This window comes from Vibrio sp. YT-16, assembly GCF_033337405.1.
GTDB lineage: Bacteria > Pseudomonadota > Gammaproteobacteria > Enterobacterales > Vibrionaceae > Vibrio > Vibrio alginolyticus.
Window position 1 is genome coordinate 1 of the sequence record NZ_JAWOQQ010000097.1, and the last position, 1,259, is coordinate 1,259.

General features: G+C 43.8%; 1 protein-coding gene. It reads left to right on the forward strand.

Annotated elements, in window-relative coordinates; genetic code table 11:
• The coding region (locus tag R7F07_RS25000; protein WP_318110637.1) for a VPA0450 family T3SS effector inositol phosphatase at positions 1–1,251 on the forward strand (1,251 nt) is incomplete at its 5' end.
• Positions 1,252–1,259 lie beyond the last annotated feature (8 nt).

A 1,259-nucleotide genomic window follows, 5' to 3' on the forward strand; every position in this document is an offset into this window, starting at 1 on the left:
TTGATGAACCAACAACTGCACAAAAAAGAGAACAACGGCAACGTTAAGGTCCTGACATTAACGTACAACCAAGCCAACCAAAAGATGCCTGCAGAGACGAAGAACTACTTCCAAAACCTTATCCAAAAGGGTGACTATGATGTGGTCTTATTTGCCGAACAAGAATCGAAATTGCTTGCTAACGACCTAGAACTCGATGGCATGAACCTGCTTAGCCAAAACAAAATGAAAGTCATGACTAAAGGGCTTGGTGAAGGTATCAGCTACACTTCGATGTCTGTTTTTGCGAAAGATGGCGTCGATATCAACGTGAAAAATGAATCTGAATATCGTCACGGCATCGGTGGCCGAAACATGGATTTCTTCATGGGCATCACGGGTAATAAAGGCGGCGTGAAAACGGCTTTGGAGATCAATGGACAACCTTTAAACGTCATTTCTGCACACCTGGATTCCAACAAAGAAGTCAAACGTGAGTTCGAAGGCAACAAGTTGATGGAAGGCATTAATCCAAATGAGGAAGTTCTGATCACTGGCGATCTCAATGAACGTGAGAAGCGCGTTGCTGAAGGCTCTGATGTGCTGTACGACCCAATTGCCCACGATGATACGCACTTAGCGAAACATGGCTTTAAGTTCAAACCACTCGATAGCCATACTTACATGCAGCTAGATAAGCACACTGGCAATATTAAGCAGAAAGAAGGCCGAGATCGCCCTGACTTCGGTGAGCTGGATAACACTGGTTTAACCAACAAAACGGGCAACTTACAGAACCACCAAACCAGTGTTATAACAGAGGGATTTGAGAATGTCAGCGACCATAAGCCAGTGCAGTCAACATTCGAAGTCAGAAGCTTTTCTCAAAAGTTGATTGAAAACGCATTTACTCAAAATGCCAATGACTTTAAAAATGATGCCGCCTATCTGAAGCCAGGCACGAACCCAGCTAACGCAACGTTTGATGATGTAACCTCTGCTAACCAAGCACGTCTGGGTTTAGAAAACTTAAACCCGAATGAACAAGCATTCGTGAAAGAGAATTTTGCGAGCTTTATTATCGGTAAAGACGCGATCTTCAGCCAGCTAACTAGCGGCTTTATGGAGGAGATGGGCCAACTTCATGCCTCTGATCTTGCTAAGAACCCAACTCATCTACAAGCACAGCAAATTGCGTTGAGCGAAAAATACGAACAGCTAAGCGATAAAGTAAACGCTGAGTTTAATAAACGATTCGTGGCAAATCTTTAGCCACAGAG